This is a genomic window from Vagococcus sp. 211 (assembly GCF_056322705.1).
Genome location: NZ_CM150475.1, coordinates 2,072,108 through 2,089,894 on the forward strand (window position 1 = coordinate 2,072,108; position 17,787 = coordinate 2,089,894).

Here is a 17,787-nt window from a genome sequence, read left to right on the forward strand (position 1 = left end):
AATTCTATATTCTCCTAACTATATTTTTAATTTTTTTCAATATACATCTCTATAAAATATTGATTATCTAAATTATGAATCATATATAGAAGATTAAATTGCCTTTTTTTAAAGTAGTCAGATTTCTTTCTGAGTACTTCTTCTGCGTAACTAATTGCTTCCTTTTCATTCTTAAATGGGCCTCTATTCTCAAATAAATCTTGGTCTTCATAAGTGATAATATTATCAACTACTGAATAAATAATGTAATTTATAACAAAGGAGAACACCGTCACTAATAGCATTATCATCCACAATTTATTAACTATAAAAAGGCTGATAAGAATGAGCGTTGTCACGCATAGTCCTTTTACGTGTATGCTCATCTTTGATTGTTGTTTTCCTCTTTCTTCAAATCTCAGAGTAACAATTAATAATATGTTTAAAGTGGCAATAATAAAAAATAAAATGATAACTACCATTAATTCTTTCCCTCTATAATTGAACATTTCTAATAATTGAATCTCGATTTTAGCATTTTCTGTAACAAAATCACTAGCGTCCCTATATACTGATAAGAAACTATAAGCAAATGCTGACCAACATAAAAGGAACAATCCTTCTATAAAAATATATTGTTTTCCTGTTTTTAATCTTTTTATCATTATTGATTTAACACCCCTAACATCTATCTCTGTTTTATTAACGTCATTTTTATGTACTATTTTTCTATAAAACAACCTTATCATCTTTTTAAAATATTTTCAACATCTTTTCTTCTTATTTTATTCTTTTAATCTTAATATTGAGCCATATTTATACTATTTTATGTTTTTTTTAAGAAGATATTATTGACTAATAGACAAAATGAAGGCAAAGAACAAGCTTGTATATTTAACATATGTTACTTTTGTTATTTCCAAAGAGGTAACACCTTCACAATACTCACCCAAAACATAGAATCACACTCCTTTTAGCCTCTTCATTTATTTATTCAAAATAATCAGACTTTCATGTATAATAAATGAAAAGTACTTCTTAGCTGAAAGGAGGGATATCATGGAAATTATCGAAAAAGCTCCCGCCAAAATCAATCTAGGTTTAGATGTTCTCCATAAACGTTCCGATGGTTACCATGAACTAGAAATGATCATGGCCAGTGTGGATCTATCCGACCGCCTTATATTCAACACTCTAGACTCACAAGAGATTATTATTGAAACAAATAGTGGCTTCTTACCTGTAGACCGTAAAAATAATATCTATCAGACTATCGAAATCATGAAAAAGAGATATGGTTTTACTCAAGGCATTCATGTTCATCTCAATAAACATATCCCTGTAGCCGCTGGTCTTGGCGGTGGCAGTAGTGATGCCGCTGCCACCTTTAGAGGAATTAATCGCCTCTTTAACTTAGGAGCTGATATGGAAGAAATGGCACAGTTATCCATTCCTGTTGGAACAGACGTCCCTTACTGTATCCATGGAAAAACAGCTCTTGTCACAGGAATCGGTGAAAACGTTCAACCATTAGCACATCCTATCCCTCAATGTTGGGTCGTTCTAGTCAAACCAAAGATTAGTGTCTCGACTCCCCGTGTTTTTTCAAAATTAGACGTGGGTGATGTCTATCATCCAGATATTAAATCATTAGAGAGAGCCATTAATCAACAAAATTACGACGAAATGATCCGACATTTAGGAAATTCTCTTGAATCACATACCATGAAGAAATTCCCTATCGTCAAAACCATTAAGGACAAAATGTTGCATTTTGGTGCTGACGCGGCGGTCATGAGTGGTAGTGGCCCTACAGTATTCGCTTTGTGCCGTAAGCATTCTAGAGCGGTTCATGTAGCAAACTCTTTAAAAGGTTTTTGCGATGAGGTCTATGTCGTTAGAACATTGAATCAATAAAGTGGCTTGCCACTTTTTTTATTTTGTCCGCAACTGTATCTCTTGCATTATCCTTCCCACCATGCTATTCTATTCTTTGTCTAAAACGTAACCTTTACGATTTAAAAAAGAAAGAAGGGACGAACTTGAATTACATAGAAGTCAACGACTTAACTTTTTATTACGGGGATGAGCCTGTCTTACAAGACATCTCTTACACTGTGAAACCAGGCGAGTTTGTCATTTTAACAGGAGAAAACGGAGCTGCGAAGTCCACTCTAATAAAAAATACCCTAGGCTTACTCCAACCAGCCAAAGGACAGGTCACTATTTCTCCTACTAATATAGAAGGAGAGCCACTAAAAATTGGGTATAGTCCGCAACAAATCGCCTCGTTTAATGCTGGTTACCCAAGTACCGTCACAGAACTTGTCCAATCAGGACGATATCAACGTGGCAAATGGTTTAAACGGTTATCCAAAGCAGATCACGATCATGTCAAAAAAGCATTAGAATCAGTAGGCATGTGGGACATGCGGGACAAACGAGTAGGAGAACTCTCAGGCGGTCAAAAACAACGCATCTGTTTAGCTCGTATCTTTGCTTCAGATCCTGATTTATTTATCTTAGATGAGCCGACAACAGGAATGGACGAGAACTCCCGTCGAGAATTTTATGAGTTATTACGTCACAGTTGCCACGCACACAACAAAGCAATTTTGATGATCACTCATGATCACGAAGATATTAAAGAATACATGGACCGACACATTCAGTTAGTCAGAAAGGAGAACACAGAATGGCGATGTTTTCATATGAGTTCATGATTAGAGCCTTGATTGCCGCCTCTTTTATGGCAGTCATTGCCCCTCTACTAGGTGTCTTCCTTGTCTTACGTAGACAATCTTTACTAGCAGATACCTTATCCCACGTATCACTTGCTGGGATTGCCCTAGGTTTTTACTTAAACATTAATCCAACACTTACGACTTTGATCGTTGTTATTTTATCTGCTCTTGTTCTAGAATATATTAGAAAGTTATACGCTTCCTATTCAGAAGTCTCTACAGCTATCCTAATGTCTGGGGGACTGGCAACGGCTCTCGTCTTAATGAACTTAAACAAAGGACAATCCTCTATGAACATTCAGCAATATTTATTTGGTTCTATTGTCACCATTAATTGGATGCAGGTCAAAATACTGGGTATATTGATGGTTGCTATAGTTATTTTATTCATCTTATTGAAACGTCCCATGTACGTATTAACCTTTGATGAAGAGACAGCTCATGTAGACGGTTTGCCTGTCACACTCTTGTCTACTTTATTTAACGTTATTACAGGAGTGGCTATTACTGTGATGATTCCTATTGCAGGAGCGCTTTTAGTTTCTGCTATTATGATTTTGCCAGGTATTATTTCCATGAAATTAGGCAAAACATTCAATTCTGTCATTATTATCAGCGTCATCGTTGGTTTTATTGGTATGATTTCTGGTTTGATTGGGTCTTACCAACTTGACGCTCCTCCTGGGGCAACCATTACTTTAATTTTTATTGGGTTATTTATTTTAGTGAATCTATTTGAATACATGAAAAAGAGAACAAAGAGAAGGGTTTAACCTCCTCTTTGTTTTTATTTACGAACGTTTTTAATGTTTTCTTCAAAATGTTTTGTTTTTTTGATAACAACCCTTTATAATGGTTATTATTACTTAAATCAATAGAGGAGTTTTAACCATGAAAATCAAAAGAAGCGAACGATTAATCGATATGACTGAGTACATTCTTAATCATCCTCATACCCTTACTCCCTTGACCTATTTTGTTAAAAAATACGCGTCTGCCAAATCTTCTATTAGTGAAGACTTAACGATTTTAAAGAAAACTTTCAAAGACCGCGGGTTCGGTACATTAGAAACAGTCGCTGGTGCTGCTGGCGGTGTGATTTTTACACCTCGTGTCCCTAACGATGCTGCTGAACATATGATTAATGATCTATGCAACCGTTTATCCGAACAGGACAGACTTCTACCTGGTGGCTATGTTTACTTATCAGACTTACTAGGCGACCCTCAGTTACTAAAACAAGTTGGTCAAATCATTGCCTCGCAATACGCTGATAAAAAAGTCGATGCTATTATGACCGTCGCAACAAAAGGGGTGCCTATCGCTCAAGCGGTGGCTTACTACTTAAACGTTCCTTTTGTCATTGTTCGTCGTGACTCAAAAATCACAGAGGGATCAACTGTTAGTGTGAACTATGTATCTGGTTCCTCAGAACGTATCGAAAAAATGGAATTATCAAAACGCAGTCTAAAACGAGGTTCCCGTGTCCTAGTGGTGGATGATTTTATGAAAGGTGGAGGTACTGTAAACGGTATGAAAGCCTTAATCGAAGAATTTGAATCAGAACTTGTTGGTATTACTGTGTTTGCTGAATCAAGTTTCAGTGGAAAACGTGTTATTGATGACTATACTTCTTTATTATGCGTGAAGGATGTCGACACTAAAACCAAAACAATCAACGTTGTACCTGGTACTTACTTTGATCACATCAATTAAAAAGAGGTATTTTAAAGAGCTTGCTATTAAAGCTCTTTTTTTGTTAGAATAAAGCAATGAAAAGATATCTTTAAGGAGTGTACACAAGTGAAAAATCGTTACGCTATTATATTAGCTGCAGGTCAAGGGTCTCGTATGAAATCATCTCTTTACAAAGTCCTTCATCCTGTCGCAGGTAAACCAATGGTCGAACATGTGTTAGAGCAAGTTGAAACATTAGACATGACAGACATCATTACTATTGTAGGATTTGGTGCCGAAAAGGTTAAAGAAGAATTAGGAACTCGTTCACATTATGCGTTACAAGAGGAACAACTAGGAACAGGTCATGCTGTCTTAGCCGCATCAGATATTTTAGAAGACAAAGAAGGAACAACTTTAGTTATTTGTGGTGACACCCCTCTTCTTCGAGAAGAAACACTCAAACAACTAATCAAACACCACGAAGAAACACACGCTAAAGCAACGATTCTTTCAGCCGTAGCACAAGATGCAACGGGTTATGGACGCATTGTTCGTGATGACTTGAGTTTGGTTGAAAAAATTGTGGAACACAAAGACGCCAGTGAAGCAGAATTAATGATTACAGAATTTAATACAGGTACTTATTGCTTTGATAACAAAGCTTTATTCACTGCTTTACGCCAAGTTGGTAATGATAATGCTCAAGGCGAATACTATCTACCAGACGTTATTAGTATCCTGAAAGAAGCCGGAGACATCGTGACGGCTTTTGTTATGGACTCTGAGGAAGAATCTATGGGTGTGAATGATCGTGTCGCATTGTCTGTTGCTAATAAGTTAATGCATGCTCGTATCAATGATAAACACATGCGTAATGGCGTGACCTTCATTGACCCTGAATCAACGTATATCGAAAGTGATGTTGTTATTGGGAAAGATACCCTGGTTGAACCCGGTGTCATGATTAAAGGACAAACAACCATTGGGGATAATTGTGTGATTGGTTCCCACTCACATCTCTCTAACAGTATCCTTGGTCATAACGTCATTATTAAACAATCACGCATCGATACAGCCACTATTTCTGATAACGCAGACGTAGGACCTTTTGCTAACCTTAGACCAAACGCCGTTTTAAAAGAACATGCCCACGTTGGGAACTTTGTAGAAATTAAAAATGCGACAGTTGGGGTACAATCTAAAGTCGGTCATTTGACATACGTTGGTGATGCGACACTTGGAAAAGAGATCAATGTTGGTTGTGGAACAGTCTTTGCTAATTACGATGGCAAAAATAAACATCATATCTCAGTAGGAGACCATGTCTTTATTGGAAGCGGGACAATTTTAGTCGCTCCTGTCACTTTAGAAGAAAATAGCGCAACAGCTGCTGGTTCTACCATTAACCAAAATGTGCCAAAAGATGCCTTAGGAATTGCTCGTGCACGACAAACAAACATGGCGGATTACTCAAAAAAGATGCCTTATAACAAGTAATACCCTCGTATAACGAATAAAACCCTGTAAATCACTTGATTTATTCGGTAAAAATGACTAATATTTATAAGGAAGTATAATCTCAGTTAAAACAAGAAAGTGGAGGTCCTCATGTCTAATCATTATTTTGATCCAAGACTAAAAATTTTTTCATTAAACTCTAACAAACCATTGGCACAAAAAATCGCTGATTCTGTTGGTGTGGAACTAGGTAAATCGGAAGTACGTAAATTCAGTGATGGTGAAATTCAAATCAACATTGAACAAAGTATCCGTGGTGGTCACGTGTATTTAATTCAATCAACAAGTAACCCTGTTAACGATCATTTACTAGAATTACTTATTATGATTGATGCTCTAAAACGCGCAAGCGCTCAAACAATTAACGTTGTTATGCCATACTATGGTTACGCTCGTCAAGACCGTAAAGCACGCTCTCGTGAGCCAATTACAGCTAAATTAGTCGCAAACATGTTGGAAACAGCTGGAGCAACTCGTATCCTAACGCTAGACCTACATGCTTCTCAAATCCAAGGATTCTTTGATATCCCGGTTGACCATTTAATGGCCGCACCGTTACTCGCTGAATACTTTAAAGAGAACGGCTATGAAGGCGATGATGTTGTCGTAGTCTCTCCAGATCACGGCGGCGTAACTCGTGCACGTAAATTAGCTGAAAGCTTGAAATCACCTATCGCCATTATCGATAAACGTCGTCCAAAAGCAAACGTTGCTGAAGTGATGAACATTATTGGTGAAGTAAAAGGGAAAAAATGTGTCCTAATCGATGACATGATTGATACAGCTGGTACTATTACTTTAGCTGCAGAAGCCTTAAAAGAAAAAGGCGCAACAGAAGTGGTTGCTTGTTGTACTCACCCTGTTTTATCTGGACCTGCCATTGACCGTATTGATAATTCTTCTATTGAAAAATTAATCATTACAGATTCTATTCTTTTACCTGAAGATAAAAAATCAGATAAAATTGAAACAGTCAGTGTTGGCGAGTTAATGGGAGATGCTATCAAACGTATCCATGAAAACAAACCAGTGAGTCCACTTTTTGAAGTTAGACGCTAGATAAAAAAAGGGCCCGTAAGGCATAAACCTTACGAGCTCTTTTTTTAATCATTATTTTTTGTCTTCTGTTTCTGTTTGTGCTGCTTCTGCTTTTAATAAATCTCTGATTTCTGCTAATAAATCTTCAGAAGTAATTGTTGGTTCTTCAGCTTCTTCAATTGCTTCTTCACGTTTCACGATATCGTTGGCTTTATTAACGGCTTTGATAATCATGAATAAGACAAAGGCTGTAATTAAGAAAGTAATAATAGCTGTAATCACGGAACCATAGTTAAAATCAATCCCCTTAACGGTAAAGACCATCCCTTTTGCAGCTTCTTCTAAATCTTGTTTGTTTGTCAATAGTTTGATAACTAATCCAATAAGTGGCGTAATCAACCCATCAACGAATGCTGTAACAATTGACGTAAACGCTCCCCCAATAATCACACCGACTGCTAAGTCTAGTACACTACCTCTTGAAATAAACTCTTTAAATTCCTTTAACATTTTCTCTCCTCCACTTCTAAATAAGATTATATATAACTTCCTGAAAAAAGCAAAAAATTTTGTTTGGCATTTACGTAATCATATTGTAATATATGATATGATATTGTAAACAAGTTATACATAAATAGGAGATTACTTTTTTCTAACCTTTTATTAAATTTAAGTATTTTCCTATCATATCACCTGTTTTTTTGGTACTGTTAAGTGTATATCTGCATTTGACAAGATGAGATAATTTGTCAAAGAAAGGAAGTTATAACGAATGACTTTTCAATTAAATAAAAACGTGAATTTACATATACTACCCACTGAAAAATATAAAACAGTTCGTGTATTAATTAATTTCTCAACCCCTGTGACCACTCAAAAAAGTAGTCAACGTTCACTACTTGCTAGTGTCCTCGAAACCAATAGTTTAAATTACCCGAACCAAACGGAATTAAGTAAAAAATTAGCGGACCTTTACGGGGCCTCTTTTGGCATTTATGTGGGACGAAACGGGAATCATCATAATTTAACCGTGTCTCTTAATATTATTAATGACACATTAGTGCCTAGCGGGACTTCTGTTTTAGAGCCTAGTGTTGCTTTCTTAAAAGATATTCTCTTCCACCCTAACATGAAAGATGGCGTCTTTGAACAAGAAACCTTCACAAGAGAACAAGACAATTTAGTGGCCTACATTGAATCAATCTTCGATGACAAACAAGCCCTTGCCTCTCTTTCTCTACAACAATTGTATTTTGATGACCAACACCAACGCACACCAAGTTTTGGTGATATTGAGACCATCAAGAAAGAAACGGCTCAATCCCTAGCTGATTACTACACTCAGATGATTCAAGAGGATCAAGTGGATATCTTAGTAATTGGTAATGTGGCTGAAGGGTATGTCCAACGTGTCTTTAAAGATTTTGGCTTCTCAGACAGAGAGGTAGCCGCAACAGATATGTTCTACTACCAAGACACTAATAACATTATTAAGCAGAAAACAGAAGTGCAACCTGTGGTCCAATCCAAACTAAACATTGCTTACCATACGGACATTTATTACTACGATGACCTACACTTCCCTCTTCTTGTATTTAATGGCTTGTTCGGTGGCTTCCCACATTCTAAACTCTTTTTAAATGTACGGGAAAAACATAGTTTAGCCTATTACGCCAGCAGCTCCACAGATCCCTTCAGAGGACTTTTAACCGTTCAGACTGGGATTGATGGACAAAACAGAGAGAAAGTCTTACGTCTCGTTAATGAACAATTAAAACAGATCGCACGAGGCAATGTAGCTGAGGAAGAATTAGAACAGACAAAAATCATGCTAAAAAATCAATATTTACTGTCTCAAGACAGCCAACGTTATTTATTAGATAATGCTTTTTTACGTGTTAAAGTTCCTCGTTCCGATATACCTCAAGACGAGGTCTTAACTAAAATTGATGCTGTGTCTCTAGAAGACGTACAATTAGTTGCAAAAAAATTACAGCTCCAGGCTGTTTACTTCTTGGAAGGAGAAAAACACTAATGGAAGAACGCTATTATCCTTCAGTTAACGAAACTCTTTATAAGGAAATATTACCCAATGGTTTAGAAGTCACTTTATTACCAAAAGAAGATTTCCAAAAAACTTACGGGCTATTTACCACTGATTATGGATCGATTGATAACGAATTCGTTCCAATTGGGCAAGAGGACTTTACTAAAGTTCCTGACGGCATTGCTCATTTTTTAGAACACAAATTATTCGAAAAAGAAGACGAAGATGTTTTCCAAAAATTTGGTCGTCAAGGTGCGGCTTCAAATGCTTTTACTAGCTTCACACGTACAAGCTACCTTTTCTCAAGTACCAATAGTATCTATGAGAACTTGGGGACCCTTATCGATTTTGTCCAAGACCCTTATTTTACAGAGGAATCTGTCAACAAAGAAAAAGGGATTATCGGTCAAGAAATTCAAATGTACCAAGATGACCCTAATTGGCGCTTATTTTTCGGGATTTTAAATAATTTATACCCGAAACATCCCTTGCACATTGATATTGCGGGGACAGAAGAAAGTATTTCACATATTACAGCCGATGATCTGTACACTTGTTACAATACTTTTTATCACCCAAGTAACATGAACTTGTTTGTAGTTGGTAAAATGGACCCAGAAGAAATGATGGCTTTTATTCGCGACAATCAAAGGCAAAAAGAGTTCCCAACAGCCGTACCGGTTAAACGTCGTGTGCCTGTTGAATCCTCTACAGATATTGTGCCTGAAAGTCACATCGAACTCGCTGTTCACCGACCAAAAGCGATTGTTGGGCTGAAAGGTTTAGGAGATTTACCAAAAAGTGGTTTAGAATTACTAACGTATCAAACAAGTATTCAATTGTTATTACAATTACTATTTGGTGTCACATCTAAAAATTACTTAGCAATGTATGATGAAGGCATTATTGATGACTCATTCTCATTTGAATTTTCTTTAGATCGTAGTTTTTATTTCGCTGACTTTAGTGTGGATACTGATGAACCAAAACAATTTGCGAACCAGATTATTAACTTACTACTAAAAGCAAAAGAAAACGATGATATTAACGAAACCAGTCTCAATCTGGCCAAGAAAAAAATGTTAGGAAAACACCTACAATCTCTTGATTCATTAGAGTATATTGCGAATCAATACAGTGGCATGACATTTGATGACACCACACTCTTTGATTTGTCTAAAGTCATTGATAGTATCCAATTAAAAGATATTATCCATGCAAGAGATACCTTTATTAGACCAGAAGCCTTGAGTCGTTTTTATATTTATCCAAAACAAAGGGGCTAATCGTATATGGCTTTTATTTTAGTTACGGGAGCCAGTGGGGATATCGGTGCTGCCTGTGCGCGAGATCTCGCAGCAAAGGGATACTCTCTCTACTGCCACTATTTTAGTAATCAAACAAGAATGGATGCGCTGATAGAGGAATTAACCTTGGCTTACCCAAAACAAGATTTTTTACCCATTCAATGCGATCTACGCCAGATAGATAGTCTTTCTATCATACAAGAGCAGCTCTTTCAACTTGAGGGAATTGTTTTTGCTCACGGGCACACTACGTATAAATTAATCACTGATACCACTCCGTCAGAAATAGACGATCTTTGGTGTAGCCAATTGAAATTACCTATCATGCTATGCCAAGCACTCCAATCAACCTTGACACAGAACTCATTTAGTTCTATTGTCTTTATCAGCTCAGTCTACGGACTGATTGGCAGTGCTATGGAAGTTATGTATAGTACTATTAAAGGTGGTCAACTAGCTTTTGTTAAAGCCTACGCTCAAGAGGTCGCTTCACTTCAACTAACAGTGAATGCCGTCGCACCTGGTGCTGTAGAGACTCAAATGAACCTAGATTGGTCCACAGAAGAAAAAAACGAGTTATTATCTGATATCCCCTTACATCGAATGGCCCAACCAGAAGAAATTGCAAGCCTCGTAAGCTATCTTATTAGCAAAGATGCACGCTACATTACCGGGACAGTCATTCCAGTAAGTGGTGGATGGAAGATTTAGTTAGAAAGAAGGGCGAAAATTTGGATACGATTGGAGAAATATTAAAAGAAGCACGTCTACAACGTGGCTTAACAATCGGTGATTTACAGAAGATAACGAAGATTCAACGTCGATACTTAGAAGCAATTGAACAAAATGATTTAGATGCTATGCCTAGTGATTACTATGCACGCACCTTTATTAGACAGTATTCTGAAGCTGTTGGACTTAACCCTAGACCTCTACTTAGACGGTTAGATGGTCCACCTTCAGAAGAAACGAATGCTCTAACACCTGTCATTCCTGTTAGAGGAAGTCGACGTGAGAAACACAATCAACCCGCTAGTAAAAGGGAGACACTCCGTTCTTATATTCCAGTCTTTTTATTGTTACTGATGGTCGTCTTAATTGTCACCACTATTACCTTTGCTCTTGTTAAGGATGCTGAACAAGGTCCTATCGTTCCAAAACCTGACAAGACAACCTTTGTCACAGATAAGGGCGACACTAAGACCGAAACAACAGATTCTCTTAAAGAAGAAGCAAGTGATAGTTCAGCAAAAGAAAAAGAAGAAAAACCCAAAGAGAAAAAAACTACCCTTACGCTACAAGAAGACTTGGGCGAGCTTGTCACGTATGAAGCAAGCGATATGCCTGCACCGGTTACACTTAACTTCAAAGGGCTAGATGGTCCTGCTTGGATTGGACTTCAAGAACACCAAAGCGGAAAAATATTTTATCAGTACACCTTACAACCAGGCGAATCCTTAGATTCAGAACTACCAGAAGGCATGACTAATTTCGATATTGTCGTTGGTGCCGCGAACAACCTTGAAATTTCTGTGTCAGGTGTTAAAATAGACTTCAATAAGCAGAATCCTGTCACCGGGAAAAAAGTGATTGCGGTCACATCAAAAGAAACCTCTTCTGATGCGGCAAGCTCACAAAATTAAAGGAGAATCTATCCATGAATTTACCTAATAAACTAACAGTCATTCGTATCTTTATGATTCCATTATTTATGATTGTTGCTCTTGTCCCTTTTAATTGGGGCACCTTGTCTGTTGCTAACACCTCCTTAGAGGTCACTCAGTTGGTCGCTGCCGTCATTTTCGCTGTCGCGAGTATTACGGACTGGCTAGACGGAAAAATCGCTCGTAAGCACAATTTAGTAACTAATTTCGGAAAATTTGCTGATCCTTTAGCTGATAAGATGTTAGTTATGACCGCTTTCGTTGTTTTAGTCGAACAAGGAAAAGCCGCATCTTGGATTGTGGCAATTATCATGTGCCGTGAGTTAGCAGTTACAGGACTACGTCTATTATTAGTTGAAGGCGGTGAGGTTATGGCTGCTGCATGGCCTGGTAAAATCAAAACAGCCACACAAATGGTCGCAATTATTTTACTTCTTTTAAACAACGTTCCATTTAGTGCTATTTCTTTACCAGTCGATCAAATAATGTTATATATCTGTTTAATTTTCACCATTTACTCAGGTATAGACTACTTTGCTAAAAATAAAGATGTTTTTAAAGGATCTATGTAAAACTAAGGGACAACTCCCTTAGTTTTTTTCTTTTTTTCGTCGTTATTTTTGTAAAATAGAGCTTTTTTATATAGAATGTAATTACAAATAAAATAAAAGTAGGAGTGAGTTAATATGAACTCTTTATTCAAAACCATGCATCGGTATGCGATTATTCGAAGTATTGCCTTTGTACTATTAGGAATCGCCTTATTCTTAATGCCAAACAAGTCTTTTGATGTCTTAGTCTATCTACTTGTTGGTTATAACTTCTTATTAGGCCTAGTTAACCTAGTGGGCGCTTTAAAAAACAAAACCAGCAACGGCATGCAAATGCCTCTCGTTGTGTTCTATTTTCTTTTCGCGATCGTCCTGTTATTATTCGCTAAACCCATCGCAAGCATTTTCTCTATCTTTTTAGGATTTGCAATAATCATTGGTGGTACGACTCGAGCAACCCAGGCATTAAATTTAAGAAATAAATACGTCAACGTTAGTTGGTTGCCAATGTTTCTATTTGGATCTATTCTTATTATTGCTGGATTGGTCATCTTATTTAAACCTTTTGCAACACAACTTCTCTTGTTCCGATTCCTAGGCTTCACCATGATTGTAGCAGGTATCTCAGAATTGGTTGCCTTTATTAAACTAAAACAATTAAATGACTAATGAAACAAAAAGAGGAGATTGACTAAGTGTCAATCTCCTCTTTTGTTGTTGCAATCGTCGTTAATGCAGGTATGACAGGTTTTTTATGGTTGGTTGTTACTTCTAGTAAATCAAGTAAGAAAACAAACACTGGAATACCAATCACTAGTCCCCAAATACCAAAAAACTTCTCTGAGAACATCAACACAATGAACACATAAAACACAGGTAAATCTGTTTTACTGCTCATTAATTTAGGATTTAGGAAATAAGACTCTATGGCATGAATAATAGTAATCATAACCAGGATATAAATAACGTCTTGAATTCCTCCATTAGTATAAGCAATTAAACTCAACGGAACACATGAAATAATCACTCCCGCTACTGGAATTAAACTTAAAATAAAGATCATTAATGCCAAACTAAACAGCTGATCTTGTGGGAATTTTAAGAAATATAAGCCGATCGTTGTCAAGCTTGTGTTAATCAAAGCAATAATGAATTGTGCTTCAATTACCACACCAAATGTGTTAACAAACTTTTTACCTAAATAGGCCACATCTTGGCTAAAACAACCAATCTTACTTCTTTGAAAAGCCTTACCAAACTCCGTCACCCAGTCAATTTCGATAATGAAAAAGAAACTTAGTAGAAAAGATAACACGAGTGTTAGTCCCATAGAACCAATGCTTGTAATGGTATTAAAGATGACTTTCGCTCCCGTCGTTAACTGTTGTTTAATTTCTTGGAAACCAACATTCTCTGATATCCATTCAAACAATCGGTTATCGCTGTTCATCTTTTGATAGAACGAGAACACTTCCTCAATCATTTGAATCGTTTGATTGAATAATTTTGGTACATAAACGGTGATTGAAAAGTATGCAAAAATTACAATAATCAGATAAACCACAATCACGATTAATTTCTTAGGTACTTTGGTTACACGATGAATCCCATTAACTCCTCTTAAAATTAAATACGTAAAGATAAACGTTAATAACACCAAACTTAATATATTTCGTGTCACATATAAGAATGCACATAATATCAGCAAAACACACGCTCTTCTTAAAGAATCATTCTTAATAACACGATGCCATAAATCAACCACACTCATCACCCCAAATTCAATATAAATCTATTGTTATTCTACTCTAAAAACACCTAAAAAGATAGCAAACCAATCCCTCACCTTTATTGAACGTATTGACAAATAAACAGTTCCTGGTAGTAGGCATCCATCTGCCAACTTGGTACTTTTTCTGGTTGTTCTTCCCGCCATTCCTCTAGATTCTTCAGTATACCTACTAACAGATGTGACACGAGAGATTTTGGTACCGAAATCGAAAAATCATCAAAGACTCGGCTCACATCTTCTTTCATCTTTTTGATAAAAAAAGTATCTGCTTCTTCTAAAAATACATCATCTGAACGATGTAGACGCATTAACTGCTGCGCCTCTGATTGCTCATAAAAACGATCAGCCGTGGTAAAAGGCGTACGCCATCTTTTACCACCATCCAACAAAAAGTAATCTTGCCACAATACATTTAACCCGTAATGTAACACCGCATATTTATCCTCAAAATGACGATAAAAAGTGGAACGATGGATGCCACTCATCTGACAAATATCATATACTCGAACATCTGAAAATAACCGGCGTTGCCCCAACATCAACTCATACATACTTTCCCAAATATTATGCTTTGTTTGTCTCATGCCCGAAACTCCTTTATTTAAGCGACATTTTTTATTTTTGTTTCTTATATTATATAAGAAAATCCCCTATAATGAAAGCTTGAAAGGAAATGATACCATGACAAAACGACACATCATTTTGTATATAGCTACAAGTTTAGATGGCTACATCGCAAAAACAAACGGGGACATCTCTTGGTTAGAGGACTTCCCTACTCCCACTGAACCTGACAATAGCTATGACGTAATGTACGAGACTATCGACACGGTGATAATGGGGCGGACAACTTACAACCAAGTCACACAAGAATTGGCACCGAATCATTATCCTTATCACGACAAAAAAACCATTGTGGTAACCTCTAAAAAAGAACGTTCCTCAGAATCCATCACGTTTATCAATGAACCGATCGTTGACTACCTTCGTTCTCTAAAAGAACTACCTGGGAAAAACATCTGGATCGTAGGAGGAAACAGTGTTATCCAACCGTTGATGGAAGCCAATCTCATTGATGACTACCAGATAGCCACATTACCTATTATACTAGGTGAAGGCATTCCTCTTTTCAGACCACATCACCAACATTTTAAGTTGGTACCAAAGTCCACAAAATTAATCAATCATATCATCTATCAAACTTATACAAAAAGAGCTTAATCCCTTCATAGATTAAGCTCTTTTTCACGAATGATGTTCTGTTCTTTCTTTAAAATAGTCTTTACCTTGTTTGGTGATTTCTTTAAAATCAACCCCTTGCTCTTTGGCAGCAAAGACACACCCACAATAACATTGCCTATAGATATCATAGTCTTTACACATCTTGATAGAACGTTCATACCCTTTATTTTTTTTGAAGTCACTTGGTAAGTAATAGACCTCATAGTACTCTTGAATCTCAATTCCCAGTTCATTAATCAACTGGCTATTCTTTTTAGGTGACAGAGTCAAGGTACTGCCAAAATAGTCAAAACCTAATTCCTGACATTTCTGAGCCACTAAATCCAGACGCATGTTAAAACAAGCCTGGCATCTCTTACCACCTTCAGGTTCTAACTGAACGTTCTTTTCTTTCACCATACGAACAAACGTCTGAGGCTCATAGGGGGCTGCTATAAAACCTACTTGTTGACCTGTCTGTTGTTTAAAGGCTTCTATAAAGTCCTCTTGCACCTGTTTCCGGCGTTCAAACTCAATTCTAGGGTGAATGTTCGAATTAGCGAAATAAATCGTTACCTCCGCAAATTGAGTCAGATATTCTAAGGTATAGGTACTACACGGAGCGCAACAACTATGAAGTAACACATTAGGATGAAAATCGTCCTTTTGCCAATGCTGAATCAGTTTCTGTAATGTTTTATCATAATTTATTTTTTGATTAGGGTGTCGTTGGTTGAGTAACAGCTTAACATCTCTTTCCATCATCTCTCAACCTATTTCATAACAAGCATTAGAATACTAGGCAACCCTATCAACATAAAAATAACCACCATAGGAACAATATATTTGAACCATAAGTCTTTTTTAGGTATTAAATGGTGACGTAATTGTTGAATAAAATAAACACAACCCACAACAATCACACTCATCATAAATGGTGCAATCGTCATAGTTGCTTCTTCATAATGAATTTCTAACTGACTCACCTTCGCTCCATTTAGAAAAAGTTGAAGCACAATAACGACAATCATTGATAGCGCTAAAGAATCTTTAAGTACTTCTATGCGCTGTTTGCTTAGTTCTTTTCTTAACCACATAATGCCACCACGTAACAATGAAAAAACACCCACAATGGCTAAGGCAAATAAAATATTTACCATTGTAATAAATACTAATCCCATATTTCTTTCCTCCTGCTTTCTAAAAAAACTGACGTCTTCACACGTCAGTCTAATTGTTTCTTCCTAATAATGTTTCTGTGACCTTGTATAAAATAGCTCTCTCTGGTAAATCAGGTAGTTTCATGATATTGCTGAGTGCTTTGTCTGTGAACCTCTCAGCAATCACTTCCGCTTGTTTGATGCCATCATACGTTTCAATCAATCCTTGCACCTCTGCTACTTCTATATCTGTTAATTCTGTTCTTTTTTCCAAATAAGGACCAAATTCACCTTTAGACTTGTCCATAGCTAAAATAAGAGGTAACGTGTAATAGCCATTTTTCATGTCTTCAAAGACAGGTTTTTGCATCGCACTTTCTGTGGACTGATAGTCAAGAATATCATCCATAATCTGAAAAGCCATGCCAATATTATAACCAATACGTTTGGCCAACAACTGCATGCGCTTAGACCCACCAGTATAGTGAATCCCTTCTAAACATGAAAACTCAAATAATTGAGCTGTTTTACCTTTGATGTGTTGGAAATACTGTTTTACCGTGATTTCTGTATTGTACCTTAAATTCATTTGATCTAACTCTCCCACTAACACACGCTTCATACTGTGGGCATTCATTTCAATGGTCCTTGCGTTATTTGTGGATGTTGATAATAAATGAAAGTAAACAGTGAATAAAAAGTCACCTGTGTACACAGCTATGTCTTGACCATACATAGCCTGAATGGATGGTAAAGAGCGTCGTATCGGTGAATCATCAATGATATCATCATGAATCAACGTCGCCACGTGTAAAATTTCGAGTGAAGCGGCCATTCTATGGATGTTCTTCTTTGGAATATCTGTGGTGTCTCCAAATTTAGAGAACAAAATAAAGTAGGCTGGTCGAAGAAGCTTTCCTCCGGCTTCAAAAAATAATTGCAAGGCATTCGTGATTTCTTTGTTTCTAATTTTTACGGATTTTTCCATAACTTTTTTTGTCTCAATCAAATCTTGTTGGATCTCTGGGTATTGTTCCCATAGTGGATGAACTGCCATGATAGGCCTCCTAAAAATATAGTCATATC

General features: G+C 36.7%; 20 protein-coding genes. 13 read left to right on the forward strand and 7 right to left on the reverse strand.

Features of this window, described 5'->3' with window-relative positions; all coding sequences use genetic code 11:
• Positions 1-26: 26 nt before the first annotated feature.
• Entirely contained in the window at positions 27-644 is a 618-nt protein-coding gene (locus tag ACVWM0_RS09880) for a hypothetical protein (RefSeq protein ID WP_476472475.1), read from the reverse strand.
• A gap of 394 nt (positions 645-1,038) precedes the next feature.
• Here ACVWM0_RS09880 and ispE point away from each other — a divergent pair, with 394 nt between their 5' ends.
• The 6 genes from ispE to ACVWM0_RS09910 all read left to right on the forward strand — a co-directional run bounded on the left by ispE (position 1,039) and on the right by ACVWM0_RS09910 (position 6,980).
• Positions 1,039-1,896, forward strand: coding sequence for a 4-(cytidine 5'-diphospho)-2-C-methyl-D-erythritol kinase (gene ispE / locus ACVWM0_RS09885; RefSeq protein ID WP_476472476.1), 858 nt, complete (start codon positions 1,039-1,041; stop codon positions 1,894-1,896).
• A 125-nt stretch (positions 1,897-2,021) separates the two neighbouring features.
• A complete protein-coding gene (locus ACVWM0_RS09890) occupies positions 2,022-2,702 on the forward strand; it encodes a metal ABC transporter ATP-binding protein (RefSeq protein WP_476472477.1) in 681 nt (226 codons plus the stop codon).
• A complete protein-coding gene (locus tag ACVWM0_RS09895) occupies positions 2,675-3,496 on the forward strand; it encodes a metal ABC transporter permease (RefSeq protein WP_476472478.1) in 822 nt (273 codons plus the stop codon). Before ACVWM0_RS09890 ends, ACVWM0_RS09895 begins: the two co-directional genes overlap by 28 nt.
• Positions 3,497-3,614: 118 nt before the next feature.
• Positions 3,615-4,439: a pur operon repressor gene (gene purR / locus ACVWM0_RS09900; protein ID WP_476472479.1), complete on the forward strand. Its 825-nt coding sequence runs from the start codon at positions 3,615-3,617 to the stop codon at positions 4,437-4,439.
• Positions 4,440-4,526: 87 nt separating this feature from the next.
• Entirely contained in the window at positions 4,527-5,900 is a 1,374-nt protein-coding gene (glmU, locus tag ACVWM0_RS09905) for a bifunctional UDP-N-acetylglucosamine diphosphorylase/glucosamine-1-phosphate N-acetyltransferase GlmU (RefSeq protein ID WP_476472480.1), read from the forward strand.
• A 111-nt stretch (positions 5,901-6,011) separates the two neighbouring features.
• Positions 6,012-6,980 carry a ribose-phosphate diphosphokinase gene (locus ACVWM0_RS09910; protein WP_476472481.1) on the forward strand — a complete coding sequence of 323 codons (969 nt, stop codon included), beginning with the start codon at positions 6,012-6,014 and terminating at the stop codon, positions 6,978-6,980.
• 51 nt (positions 6,981-7,031) lie between these two features.
• Here the strand turns inward: ACVWM0_RS09910 and mscL are convergent, their stop codons facing one another.
• Positions 7,032-7,469: a large conductance mechanosensitive channel protein MscL gene (gene mscL / locus ACVWM0_RS09915; RefSeq protein ID WP_476472482.1), complete on the reverse strand. Its 438-nt coding sequence runs from the start codon at positions 7,467-7,469 to the stop codon at positions 7,032-7,034.
• A 262-nt stretch (positions 7,470-7,731) separates the two neighbouring features.
• Here mscL and yfmF point away from each other — a divergent pair, with 262 nt between their 5' ends.
• The 6 genes from yfmF (at position 7,732) to ACVWM0_RS09945 (ending at position 13,197) form a co-directional block, all read left to right on the forward strand.
• Complete coding sequence (gene yfmF / locus ACVWM0_RS09920) at positions 7,732-8,994, forward strand: EF-P 5-aminopentanol modification-associated protein YfmF (RefSeq protein WP_476472483.1); 1,263 nt, start codon at positions 7,732-7,734, stop codon at positions 8,992-8,994.
• Complete coding sequence (yfmH, locus tag ACVWM0_RS09925) at positions 8,994-10,292, forward strand: EF-P 5-aminopentanol modification-associated protein YfmH (protein WP_476472484.1); 1,299 nt, start codon at positions 8,994-8,996, stop codon at positions 10,290-10,292. The genes yfmF and yfmH overlap by 1 nt, the downstream gene beginning before the upstream one ends.
• A gap of 6 nt (positions 10,293-10,298) precedes the next feature.
• Positions 10,299-11,024: an elongation factor P 5-aminopentanone reductase gene (gene ymfI / locus ACVWM0_RS09930; protein ID WP_476472485.1), complete on the forward strand. Its 726-nt coding sequence runs from the start codon at positions 10,299-10,301 to the stop codon at positions 11,022-11,024.
• A complete protein-coding gene (locus ACVWM0_RS09935; protein WP_476472486.1) occupies positions 11,012-11,956 on the forward strand; it encodes a RodZ domain-containing protein in 945 nt (314 codons plus the stop codon). Before ymfI ends, ACVWM0_RS09935 begins: the two co-directional genes overlap by 13 nt.
• Before the next feature lie 14 nt (positions 11,957-11,970).
• Complete coding sequence (pgsA, locus tag ACVWM0_RS09940) at positions 11,971-12,549, forward strand: CDP-diacylglycerol--glycerol-3-phosphate 3-phosphatidyltransferase (RefSeq protein ID WP_476472487.1); 579 nt, start codon at positions 11,971-11,973, stop codon at positions 12,547-12,549.
• 114 nt (positions 12,550-12,663) lie between these two features.
• Positions 12,664-13,197 (forward strand): HdeD family acid-resistance protein, encoded by a 534-nt coding sequence (locus tag ACVWM0_RS09945; RefSeq protein WP_476472488.1) that lies wholly within the window; start codon positions 12,664-12,666, stop codon positions 13,195-13,197.
• A gap of 22 nt (positions 13,198-13,219) precedes the next feature.
• Here ACVWM0_RS09945 and ACVWM0_RS09950 read toward each other — a convergent pair whose 3' ends face one another.
• On the reverse strand, positions 13,220-14,299 hold the full coding sequence (locus ACVWM0_RS09950; RefSeq protein WP_476472489.1) for an AI-2E family transporter: 1,080 nt from the start codon (positions 14,297-14,299) through the stop codon (positions 13,220-13,222).
• Between the two features lie 77 nt (positions 14,300-14,376).
• The gene (locus ACVWM0_RS09955; protein WP_476472490.1) at positions 14,377-14,904 is read right to left on the reverse strand and encodes a hypothetical protein; all 528 of its coding nucleotides are present in this window, start codon (positions 14,902-14,904) and stop codon (positions 14,377-14,379) included.
• A 97-nt stretch (positions 14,905-15,001) separates the two neighbouring features.
• Between ACVWM0_RS09955 and ACVWM0_RS09960 the strand changes: the two genes are divergently transcribed.
• The gene (locus ACVWM0_RS09960) at positions 15,002-15,541 is read left to right on the forward strand and encodes a dihydrofolate reductase family protein (protein ID WP_476472491.1); all 540 of its coding nucleotides are present in this window, start codon (positions 15,002-15,004) and stop codon (positions 15,539-15,541) included.
• 24 nt (positions 15,542-15,565) lie between these two features.
• Here ACVWM0_RS09960 and ACVWM0_RS09965 read toward each other — a convergent pair whose 3' ends face one another.
• The 3 genes from ACVWM0_RS09965 to ACVWM0_RS09975 are packed head-to-tail and all read right to left on the reverse strand — an operon-like array spanning position 15,566 to position 17,758.
• Positions 15,566-16,306, reverse strand: coding sequence for an epoxyqueuosine reductase QueH (locus tag ACVWM0_RS09965; RefSeq protein WP_476472492.1), 741 nt, complete (start codon positions 16,304-16,306; stop codon positions 15,566-15,568).
• 8 nt (positions 16,307-16,314) lie between these two features.
• Positions 16,315-16,722, reverse strand: a complete 408-nt coding sequence (locus ACVWM0_RS09970; RefSeq protein WP_476472493.1) for a hypothetical protein — start codon at positions 16,720-16,722, stop codon at positions 16,315-16,317.
• Positions 16,723-16,771: 49 nt separating this feature from the next.
• Positions 16,772-17,758, reverse strand: coding sequence for a polyprenyl synthetase family protein (locus ACVWM0_RS09975; protein WP_476472494.1), 987 nt, complete (start codon positions 17,756-17,758; stop codon positions 16,772-16,774).
• Positions 17,759-17,787: the final 29 nt, after the last annotated feature.

Bases quoted from the DNA above. Each gene is read 5' to 3' on its own strand.
- ACVWM0_RS09960 (WP_476472491.1), top strand. From the start codon at position 15,002: ATGACAAAACGACACATCATTTTGTATATAGCTACAAGTTTAGATGGC.
- mscL (WP_476472482.1), bottom strand. From the start codon at position 7,469: ATGTTAAAGGAATTTAAAGAGTTTATTTCAAGAGGTAGTGTACTAGAC.
- purR (WP_476472479.1), top strand. From the start codon at position 3,615: ATGAAAATCAAAAGAAGCGAACGATTAATCGATATGACTGAGTACATT.
- ACVWM0_RS09895 (WP_476472478.1), top strand. From the start codon at position 2,675: ATGGCGATGTTTTCATATGAGTTCATGATTAGAGCCTTGATTGCCGCC.
- ACVWM0_RS09945 (WP_476472488.1), top strand. From the start codon at position 12,664: ATGAACTCTTTATTCAAAACCATGCATCGGTATGCGATTATTCGAAGT.
- ispE (WP_476472476.1), top strand. From the start codon at position 1,039: ATGGAAATTATCGAAAAAGCTCCCGCCAAAATCAATCTAGGTTTAGAT.
- ACVWM0_RS09950 (WP_476472489.1), bottom strand. From the start codon at position 14,299: ATGAGTGTGGTTGATTTATGGCATCGTGTTATTAAGAATGATTCTTTA.
- ACVWM0_RS09880 (WP_476472475.1), bottom strand. From the start codon at position 644: ATGATAAAAAGATTAAAAACAGGAAAACAATATATTTTTATAGAAGGA.
- ACVWM0_RS09955 (WP_476472490.1), bottom strand. From the start codon at position 14,904: ATGAGACAAACAAAGCATAATATTTGGGAAAGTATGTATGAGTTGATG.
- ACVWM0_RS09975 (WP_476472494.1), bottom strand. From the start codon at position 17,758: ATGGCAGTTCATCCACTATGGGAACAATACCCAGAGATCCAACAAGAT.
- yfmF (WP_476472483.1), top strand. From the start codon at position 7,732: ATGACTTTTCAATTAAATAAAAACGTGAATTTACATATACTACCCACT.
- yfmH (WP_476472484.1), top strand. From the start codon at position 8,994: ATGGAAGAACGCTATTATCCTTCAGTTAACGAAACTCTTTATAAGGAA.
- ymfI (WP_476472485.1), top strand. From the start codon at position 10,299: ATGGCTTTTATTTTAGTTACGGGAGCCAGTGGGGATATCGGTGCTGCC.
- ACVWM0_RS09965 (WP_476472492.1), bottom strand. From the start codon at position 16,306: ATGATGGAAAGAGATGTTAAGCTGTTACTCAACCAACGACACCCTAAT.
- ACVWM0_RS09910 (WP_476472481.1), top strand. From the start codon at position 6,012: ATGTCTAATCATTATTTTGATCCAAGACTAAAAATTTTTTCATTAAAC.
- ACVWM0_RS09970 (WP_476472493.1), bottom strand. From the start codon at position 16,722: ATGGGATTAGTATTTATTACAATGGTAAATATTTTATTTGCCTTAGCC.
- ACVWM0_RS09935 (WP_476472486.1), top strand. From the start codon at position 11,012: ATGGAAGATTTAGTTAGAAAGAAGGGCGAAAATTTGGATACGATTGGA.
- pgsA (WP_476472487.1), top strand. From the start codon at position 11,971: ATGAATTTACCTAATAAACTAACAGTCATTCGTATCTTTATGATTCCA.